The organism is Methylobacterium sp. WL103 (genome assembly GCF_008039885.1).
Lineage (GTDB): Bacteria > Pseudomonadota > Alphaproteobacteria > Rhizobiales > Beijerinckiaceae > Methylobacterium > Methylobacterium cerastii.
This window is the reverse complement of the sequence record NZ_VRUX01001128.1, coordinates 1-742: the sequence shown is the minus strand read 5'-3', so window position 1 is coordinate 742 and position 742 is coordinate 1. Positions and strand designations below refer to the sequence as shown.

The following is a 742-nucleotide window of genomic DNA, read 5'->3' as shown; positions in this document are numbered from 1 at the left end:
CATCACAGCGCCCGCCGCCCCCTTCCGGTCCCGCCCCGGACCGTGCCGCCGGATCGCCCGGCCCGTCCTCCGATGGCGCGTGAACTGGGGCCTTTCGAGGGCGCCCGCGTCGCGTTGCGTTCTCCGCCTCACCGGCTACACAGGGCACCGGTGGGCGTGCGGCTGTCGAGCACGCTCGTGACAGCGGAACAGGGCAGAAGGCAACGCCATGTCGGACGGCATCACCATCCATTTCGCCCCCCTCGGTCGGGGCGGATCCGGGGACCTCGTGGTGTTCGTCGGCGACGACCTCGTGCTCGGCGCGGGCGCCCGCGACGCGCTCGGTCAGGCGGGCGTCGACCTGGTCTCCCGGGCCGCCGGCAGCGAGAAGTTCAAGGCGCGCGCCTCGAGCGCGATGGTGCTGCCGGCGCCGGCCGGCGTCGACGCGGACCGCCTCGTGGTGGTCGGGCTCGGCACCGACAAGGACCGGGGCAAGATCGACTGGCCGGTGCTTGGCGGCTTCACCGCGGGCAAGGTCGCGGGCCGCGAGGCCCGCGTGGTGCTCGACTGGCCGGGCGCCGCGGCGATGCCGGCGGACGCCGCCGACTTCGCGCTCGGCGCACGCCTGCGCAGCTACGCCTTCGACCGCTACAAGACCAAGAAGAAGCCCGAGGCCGAGGACGCGAAGGCCGCGACCACGCTGACCCTGATGCTCGCCGGCCTCCTCCTTGCGGGGATCCTCGAAGTTCACGAACACCTGGAG

Annotated in this window: 1 protein-coding gene; it reads left to right on the top strand. The window is 73.6% G+C overall.

Features of this window, described 5'->3' with window-relative positions; translation table 11 throughout:
- Positions 1 to 208: 208 nt before the first annotated feature.
- The coding region (locus tag FV222_RS28215) for a M17 family peptidase N-terminal domain-containing protein (protein WP_281406946.1) at positions 209 to 742 on the top strand (534 nt) is incomplete at its 3' end.